6 protein-coding genes and 2 pseudogenes are annotated in these 7,799 nt (G+C 70.9%); 2 read left to right on the forward strand and 6 right to left on the reverse strand.

Features of this window, described 5'->3' with window-relative positions:
* Together AB0I76_RS18035 and AB0I76_RS18040 are read left to right on the forward strand one after the other, a co-directional pair.
* Nucleotides 1-99 (forward strand): annotated as a pseudogene (locus tag AB0I76_RS18035) (GNAT family N-acetyltransferase); the annotation flags it as partial.
* A 23-nt stretch (nucleotides 100-122) separates the two neighbouring features.
* Nucleotides 123-2,087, forward strand: a complete 1,965-nt coding sequence (locus tag AB0I76_RS18040; RefSeq protein WP_357036393.1) for a tetratricopeptide repeat protein — start codon at nucleotides 123-125, stop codon at nucleotides 2,085-2,087.
* 69 nt (nucleotides 2,088-2,156) lie between these two features.
* Here the strand turns inward: AB0I76_RS18040 and AB0I76_RS18045 are convergent, their stop codons facing one another.
* The 6 genes and pseudogenes from AB0I76_RS18045 to AB0I76_RS18070 all read right to left on the reverse strand — a co-directional run.
* Entirely contained in the window at nucleotides 2,157-2,867 is a 711-nt protein-coding gene (locus AB0I76_RS18045) for an ABC transporter ATP-binding protein (protein WP_357036396.1), read from the reverse strand.
* Nucleotides 2,857-3,762: an ABC transporter ATP-binding protein gene (locus AB0I76_RS18050; protein WP_357036398.1), complete on the reverse strand. Its 906-nt coding sequence runs from the start codon at nucleotides 3,760-3,762 to the stop codon at nucleotides 2,857-2,859. The genes AB0I76_RS18045 and AB0I76_RS18050 overlap by 11 nt, the downstream gene beginning before the upstream one ends.
* 7 nt (nucleotides 3,763-3,769) lie before the next feature.
* Nucleotides 3,770-4,924: a branched-chain amino acid ABC transporter permease gene (locus AB0I76_RS18055; protein ID WP_357036401.1), complete on the reverse strand. Its 1,155-nt coding sequence runs from the start codon at nucleotides 4,922-4,924 to the stop codon at nucleotides 3,770-3,772.
* On the reverse strand, nucleotides 4,921-5,871 hold the full coding sequence (locus AB0I76_RS18060) for a branched-chain amino acid ABC transporter permease (RefSeq protein ID WP_357036404.1): 951 nt from the start codon (nucleotides 5,869-5,871) through the stop codon (nucleotides 4,921-4,923). The genes AB0I76_RS18055 and AB0I76_RS18060 overlap by 4 nt, the downstream gene beginning before the upstream one ends.
* A gap of 92 nt (nucleotides 5,872-5,963) precedes the next feature.
* On the reverse strand, nucleotides 5,964-7,130 hold the full coding sequence (locus AB0I76_RS18065) for a branched-chain amino acid ABC transporter substrate-binding protein (protein WP_357036407.1): 1,167 nt from the start codon (nucleotides 7,128-7,130) through the stop codon (nucleotides 5,964-5,966).
* A gap of 259 nt (nucleotides 7,131-7,389) precedes the next feature.
* Nucleotides 7,390-7,799, reverse strand: a pseudogene (locus AB0I76_RS18070) (hypothetical protein); the annotation flags it as partial.

The raw sequence follows: 7,799 nt of genomic DNA on the forward strand, positions 1-7,799 counted from the left end.
TACGGCATCGACCGCGCGATCAAGGCGCGGATGCTGCTGGAGCTGCGCTCGGCGGAGCCGGAGCTGACCGAGGTGCAGACCTGGAACGCGCAGGCGAACTGCCCGCGGCGCCTGCCGGCTTCGTGGGTCGGCTCCGCGAACTGGAACGACTGGACACGATCGCGGACGCCGGGGCAGGGGTGGTCGCCCTGGTCGGCCCACCCGGGGTGGGCAAGACCGCGCTGGCCCTGCGGTGGGCCCACGACCAGTCCCGCCGGCAGGGCCGTGACGGACACCTGTACGCGGACCTGCGCGGCACCGACCACGCACCTGCGCCGACCCCGGCCGCGGTGCTGGAGGGGTTCCTCCGCGCGTTGGGCGTGGCCGGCGACGACGTCCCCCACGAGACGGAGGAGCGCGCCGCCCGGTACCGCTCGGAGCTGGCCCGGCGGGCCATGGTGGTGGTGCTCGACAACGCCGCGTCCTCCGGGCAGGTACGGCCGCTGCTTCCCGGAGCGGGCGAGAACCTGGTCGTGGTGACCAGCAGGCACCGCCTCGACGGGCTGGTCGCCACCCACGGTGTCGCACGGTTGCAGGTGGAGCCGCTCGACGAGGACGACGCCTGCGAGTTGCTCGCCCGGGGAGGCGACAACGGCCGTCCGGAGCCGACCGACCCGGCCCTGCTGCGCCGGCTCGCGTCGCTGTGCGACCGGTTGCCCCTCGCGCTGCGGATCGCCGCCGCCCGGCTCGACGTCGACGGAGGCGCCCGGGCGCTCGCCGACCGGCTCACCGACGAGAACGCCCGACTCGGCCTGCTCATCTCCGAGGATGTGTCGGTGCGCGCCGCCCTGGAGGTGTCGGTCGGCAGCCTGCCCGAACCGGCCCGTGGGCTGTTCCGACTGCTCGGCCGGCATCCCGGCCAGCGCCCGTCGACCGACGCCGCGGCGGCGTTGGCCGGCCTGCCACCGACCCAGGTCCGGTCGCTGCTGGCCCACCTGGCCGCGGCCCACCTCGTGCACGAGCTGGACACCGACCGTTACCAGCTGCACGACCTCGTCCGCCTCTTCGCCGCCGAGCAGGCAGCCGCCGAGCAGGCAGCCGCCCAGCCGCCCGCCGACGACGCGGCCCCGGTCCGCCTGCTCGCCTGGTACCGGGACGCCGCCAACGCGGCGGACCGTACGCTGCGGCCCGCCGAGCGACCGAACTTCGACTCCGACCCGCCGGACCCGCCGGTCCGGTTCGCCACCCCCGCCGCCGCCCTGACCTGGCTCGACGACGAGGCGGACAACCTGGTCGCCGCCGTGGAGACCGCCGCCGCCGGACATCCCCGACTCGCCTGGCAGATCGCCGCCGCCCTGTACGGCTGGCTGTTCCGCCGGCACCACCGCGACCGCTGGGTGCAGCTCTACACCCTGGCCGTGCGGGCGGCCCGGAGCGCCGGCGACGACATCGGCGAGGCGCTGATCGCCGGCCGGCTGGCCATTCCGCTCAGCCAGCTCGGCCGGCACGACGAGGCGGCACACTGGACCCGGCGGGCGTACGAGCTGCGCAGCGCATCCGGTGACCGGCTCGGCGCGGCGACGGCCCTGCTGAACCTCGCCGCGATCATGAACAACGCCGGCCGGCCCGAGGAGGCGATCCGCCGGCTGACCGAGGCCGAGGAGCACAGCCGCACCCTGACGAACGCCACGCACCTGCGCGCGCTGGTGCGCAGCAACCTCGGCGAGGCCCACCTCCTCGCCGGTCGGCAGCGGGAGGCGGCCACCCACTACGACGCGGCGCTGGCCATCGCGGAGAACGGCTGCGGGCCGCGTGACGTGGCGGAGATCCTGGTCGGCCTGGCCCGCACCCACCGGGCCGCCGGTGAGCCGGCGCGCGCCCTGCCGTACGCCGTGCGTGCGGTGGCACAGGCCCGCGAGGCGGGTGACGTGCTGGTCGAGGCGGAGGCCCGGGAACAGCTCGGTCGGACCCGGATGGAGCGGGGCGACCCGACCGGTGGGCTGAGCGAGCTGCGGACGGCGTTGGCGACGTACCGGCAGAAGGGCCATCGCGGCACCGCGGACCTTGCCCGGGACGTCGCCGCACTGGCCGCCGACAGCCGGGCCTGACCGTCGGGCGGAAACGGGAAGGTCCCGGCGCGGCGACCGCCGCACCGGGACCTCCTTCGCGCGTAGGCGTCAGGCCACGCCGAGGTACGCCTCCTTGACCGCCGGGTCGTGCAGCAGGTCCCGGCCGGTGCCCTCCTTGACGATCCGGCCGGTCTCCAGCACGTAGCCCCGGTGGGCGCGGGACAGCGCCTGCTGGGCGTTCTGCTCCACCAGCAGGATGGTGGTGCCCTGCTCGTTGATCCGCGTGATGATCTCGAAGATCTGCTGGATCAGCTTCGGCGCCAGGCCCATCGACGGCTCGTCCAGCAGCAGCAGCCGGGGACGGGCCATCAGCGCCCGACCCACCGCGAGCATCTGCTGCTCACCGCCGGAGAGCGTGCCGCCGGCCTGCTTGCGCCGCTCGGCGAGCCGGGGGAAGAGGTCCAGCACCATCGCCATGTCCTTGGCGATCTCGCCACGGTCCCGGCGGGTGTAGGCACCCATCTCCAGGTTCTCGATGACCGACATGCCCGGGAACACGCCCCGGCCCTCCGGCGCCTGCCCGATGCCCCGGACCACGCGCAGGTCCGCGCGCATCCGGGTGACGTCGGTGCCGTCGAAGACGATCGAGCCGGACGCCACGGGACGCAGCCCGGAGATCGCCCGCATGGTGGTCGTCTTGCCGGCGCCGTTGGCGCCGATCAGCGCGACCACCTCGCCCTCGTTGACGACCAGACTGATCCCGTGCAGCGCCTGGATCCGCCCGTACAGCAGCGTCAGGTCCTTGATCTCAAGCAGCATCGGTCGGCACCCCCAGGTACGCGGCGATCACCTTCGCGTCCTCGCGGACCTCGGCCGGGAGGCCGTCGGCGATCTTCTTGCCGAACTCCAGCACCACGATCCGGTCGGTCACACCCATCACCAGGCGCATGTCGTGCTCGATGAGCAGGATCGTGGTGCCCTGGTCACGGATCTTACGGATCAGGCCGAGGAGTTCCTCCTTCTCCGCCGGGGTGAAGCCGGCGGCCGGCTCGTCCAGGCAGAGCAGGGACGGGTCCGTGGCCAGCGCCCGGGCGATCTCCAGCCGGCGCTGCTCGCCGTACGACAGGTTGCGGGCCAGGTCGCCGGCGCGGCGCTCGATGCCCACGAAGCGCAGCAGTTCCAGGGCCTTCTCCCGGCCCTGGCGCTCCTCGCGCCAGTGCCGCGGCAGCCGCAGCATCGCGGAGATCACGCTGGTCTTGTGGTGGACGTCCGCGCCCACCATCACGTTCTCCAGCGCGGTCATCTCCGGGAAGAGCCGGATGTTCTGGAACGTCCGGGCGATGCCCGCCTTCGTGATCCACGACCGCCGCTTGCCGCTGACCCGCTCGCCCTTGAACCGGATCTCGCCCTCGGTCGGGCGGTAGACACCGGTCATCGCGTTGAAGCAGGTCGTCTTGCCGGCGCCGTTCGGGCCGATCAGCCCGAGGATCTCCCCCTTGTACAGGGTGAAGGTGACGTCGTCGAGGGCGACCACACCGCCGAACCGCAGCGTGACGTGGTCCACCTCCAGCAGCGCCTCCCGGCCGGCGGGGTCCGGCCCCGCCGGGGTGACCCCGGCCGGTTCGGCCGGGCCCTTCTCCGGCGGGACGCCGATCGTGCTGCGACCGTCGGCGACGATGTCCCGGTCGCTGCTCTGGTCGCGTTCGCTTCGCATCTCCGGCTCACTCACTGGGCACCGTCTCCTGGGGAACCGCTTCCTTGCGCCGGTCTTCGAACTCCGCCGCCCGCCGCCGGTTGGGCACCAGACCCTGCGGCCGGAAAATCATCATGACGATGACCACCAGGCCGAACACGAGGATCCGGTACTCGGCGGCGTCGAACTCCACGCCGACCAGGTCGCCCACGCCACGCAGCCACTCCGGCAGGTACCAGGTCAGCGCACCACCGACGATGGCTCCCTTGATGTTGCCGGCACCACCCAGGATGACCGCCGCGAGCACCAGGATGGAGCTCTCCAGCAGGAACTGGTCGGAGTTGATGAAGGTCTGCTTGCCGGCGAAGACCGCGCCGGTCAGACCGGCCACCGCGGCGCCGATGGCGAACGCCCACAGCTTGTACTTGAAGGTGGGCACGCCCATGATCTCGGCCGCGTCCTCGTCCTCGCGGACGGCGACCCAGGCGCGGCCCACCCGGCTGTTCGCCAGGTTCCGGACCAGCAGGATCACCACGAGGATCAGCGTCAGGATCAGCCAGTAGTACGGCCGGGCGTCCACCACACCGAACAGCGGCTTGCCGTCCGAGCCCGTGCCCGGCGGGTGCGGGATACCGGGGATGCCCCGCTGGCCCTGCAGGATGCCCTCGTTGCGCTGGGCGTACAGCCGGATCATCTCGGCGAAGCCGAGCGTGACGATGGCGAGGTAGTCGCCGCGCAGGCGCAGCGTCGGACCGCCGAGGATCACCCCGGAGATCATCGTGACCATGACCGCCAGCGGCACGGCCGCCAGCCACGGCCACTCCGTCCCGAATCGGCTCTCCGGCGAGGTCAGCAGCGCCACGGTGTACGCACCGAGCGCGTAGAAGCCGAAGTAGCCGAGGTCGAGCAGGCCGGCGAAACCGACCACGACGTTGAGCCCGACGGCCAGCAGCACGAAGACCGCGGTGTCGAACAGCACACCGGCGAAGTCCGACCGGGTGGTGTAGAAGGCGAAGTACTCGCTGCCCACCGGGAAGCCGAGGTACTCGTAGAACCAACGGTTCGGCAGGACGTACAGGAAGACGATCAGGGCCGCGATCGCTGCCCAGCGCACCTGCTTGGGCATGGCCGCCCAGCGGCTCTTGAAGCCGCCGCTCCGCTTCTTCTCCACAGTGGCGGTCATGCGCGCGCCCTCCCCAGTGATTCACCGAGCAGACCGGTGGGCCGGAACATCAGCAGCACCACCAGCAGCACGAAGCCGGTGAAGTCCTTCCAGTCTCCGCCGAACAGGCCGGCGGCGTAGTTCTCCGCCACACCCAGCAGCAGGCCGCCGAGCAGCGCACCGCGCAGGTTGCCGATACCGCCGAGGACCGCGGCCGCGAAGGCCTTGAGGCCGATCAGGAAGCCGACGTTGAACTTGGTGTAGCCGTACCGGACGTTCCACAGCAGCGCCGCGACACCGGCCATGATCCCGCCGAGCACGAAGACCAGCAGGATGACCCGGTTCTTGTTGACGCCCATCAGCGCCGCGGTGTCCGCGTCCTGGGCCACCGCGCGGATGCCCCGGCCGAGCCGGCTGCGGTTCACGAACTGGTCCAGGCCGACCATCATCACCAGCGTCACGCCGAGGATGATCAGCTGGACGTTGGTGACCGCCGCGCCGAAGACCGTGAACAGCGTCTCCTGCGGGATCAGGTTGGGCATGCCGAACGGGGCCCGCTCGGTGCCGATACCGAACGACTCGGCGAGCACGAAGGACGCGCCGATCGCGGTGATGAGGAACGCCAGGGGTGGTGCGTTGCGCCGCCGCAGCGGCCGGTACGCGACCAGCTCGACCGTGACGGCCGTGGCCGCCGAGGCGAGGGCCGCCACCGCGAGCCCCGCCAGCAGGGCGATCAGCAACGGACCGAAGGCCGGAGCCGGGCTGTTCTGGTTGTAGCCGAGTGCCTCCCAGGTCCACAGGGCGGTGAAGGTACCGACCATGAAGACCTCGGAGTGGGCAAAGTTGATCAGGCGGAGGACGCCGTAGACGAGCGTGTAGCCGAGGGCCACGAGCGCGTAGATCGCGCCCTGCTCCAATCCGGTTATCGTCAGCGCCGGAAAGTTTCCGAAGAACTCATCGAAGTTCAAGTGGGGGCTCCAACTGTGCGGCCAAACGCTGCGGCCGGGAGCAGAACTCCCGGCCGCACCGTGGGTAGCCCGTGACCGGACCGGTTTCCCGGTCAGGCCTTGGGGATCTCGACGTCCGGAACGACCTTGCCGGCGTTGACCTTGAACGCCCAGACGACGACCTCGGCCGGGTCCAGCTCACCGGTGTCGGCGAACTTGTAGGTCACACCGGTGGCGGTGCCGGCCTTGTTGTACGACTTGATGAAGGACAGCAGGTCGGCACGGGTGGCCTTACCCTCCTTGATGCCCTCCAGCATGATCTTCGTGATGTCGTACGACACGTCGGCGTAGGTGCCCGGCTCGGCGTTCTCGAAGGCCGCCTTGTAGTCGGTCAGGAAGCTGCCCTTGGCCGCCGTGGCCGGGGCGCACGGGCAGGTCAGGACGGTGCCCTCGGCAACCGCGTCGCCGGCGACCTTGATGAAGTTGGCGTCGTTGACGCCGTCACCGGCCACCATGGTGCCCTTCCAGCCGGCACCCTTGAGCTGCTTGAGCAGCAGACCGGCCTCGGTGTAGTAGCCACCGAAGAACAGCACGGTCGCGCCGCTGGAGATGATCCGGGTGGAGACCGCCGAGAAGTTGGTCTGCTTGACCTGGATCTTGTCCTCGCCGGCCACGGCCCCGAGAACCTTCTTGACCTCGTCCACCAGGCCCGCGCCGTACGCGGACTGGTCGTCGACGACGTAGACCTTCTCGGCCTTCATGACGTCCTTGATGTACCGACCGGCCGCCGGGCCCTGCGAGGTGTCGTTGCCGACGCCCCGGTGGAAGATCTTCCAGCCCTTGGTGCTCAGGCTCGGGCGGGTGGCCGACGGGGTGATGGTCGGCAGGCCGGCCTCGTCGAAGATCGGGTCCGCCACCTCCGACTCACCGGAGAAGGCCGGGCCGATGATGCCGACGATCTTCTGGTCACCGACGGCCTGCTGGGCGAGGGCGGGGGCCTTGGCCGGGTCACCCTGCGAGTCGTACTCGGTCAGGGCGACCTTGCAGTCGGCGTTGTCCTTGTTGTACTGGTCGATGGCCAGCTTGGTGCCGTTGCGCATGTGGATACCGAGACCCGCGGCGTCGCCGGTGAGCGGGCCGAAGAAGCCGAGCTTCAGGTCACAGGCCGCGTTGCTGCTGCCGCCTTCGTCACCACTGTCAGCCTTACATGCGGCCGCGCCGCCGAGAACCAGCGCGCTGATGGCAACGCCACTCAGCACCCGTGCGAGCTTCTGCCTCAAGGCTCGTACCCTCCTCAGTCCCAATGGCCCGAACCACCCGGCGCCTATTGGCCCTTGCAGGATGGACGGACCAGACCGTCGTCGCCGGTCTGGGGCCGGACGTTATCCCACGCCGGAGCTGTGACGTAAGCCCCACGGGAGCGGGTTGACCGAACCGTTACACGGCGTGGCGGCCTGGAAACGATCGCTGTAAGAACCTTCGGCTATGAAGCCTTTTCACCTTTGTTTCGTCGGTAACGGGCCAGGGCTTCCCCGCCCCCTACCGATCGATGCCCGCCAACCCCACTGACCAGGCACGGGGCACCTCGGCGTCGTCGGCCACCAGCAGAAGTCGATCTCCATCCGAAGCCACCGCCACCGCCGTGTCACCGCGGTGCGCCACGGCCGCCGGCATCGCCATCGCCTGCCATGAATCTCCCGAATCGACCGAAATCCACAGACCATGATCGGCACCGTTCGCCGTCACGGCCACCAGGCGCGCGCCCGCCGCCGTCAGACCCACCACCGACGGAACCCCCGGACCGGCCACCCCGAATCCACCGGCCCGCCGCCACCCGTCCGGACCGGACCGCCAGGCGGCGAACACATCGCCCGAAGGCCCCACCGCCACCGGACCGTCCGCGGCCACCGCCACACGCTGCGCCGCGCCCGGCCCGCCCGGCAGCTCCG

Source organism: Micromonospora sp. NPDC049799 (genome assembly GCF_040656655.1).
In the GTDB taxonomy this organism is placed as follows: Bacteria; Actinomycetota; Actinomycetes; order Mycobacteriales; family Micromonosporaceae; genus Micromonospora.

What these genes read in the sequence shown, in the direction of transcription:
- AB0I76_RS18045 (WP_357036396.1), bottom strand. Translation starts at nt 2,867, where the DNA reads ATGCTGCTTGAGATCAAGGACCTGACGCTGCTGTACGGGCGGATCCAG.
- AB0I76_RS18050 (WP_357036398.1), bottom strand. Translation starts at nt 3,762, where the DNA reads ATGCGAAGCGAACGCGACCAGAGCAGCGACCGGGACATCGTCGCCGAC.
- AB0I76_RS18055 (WP_357036401.1), bottom strand. Translation starts at nt 4,924, where the DNA reads ATGACCGCCACTGTGGAGAAGAAGCGGAGCGGCGGCTTCAAGAGCCGC.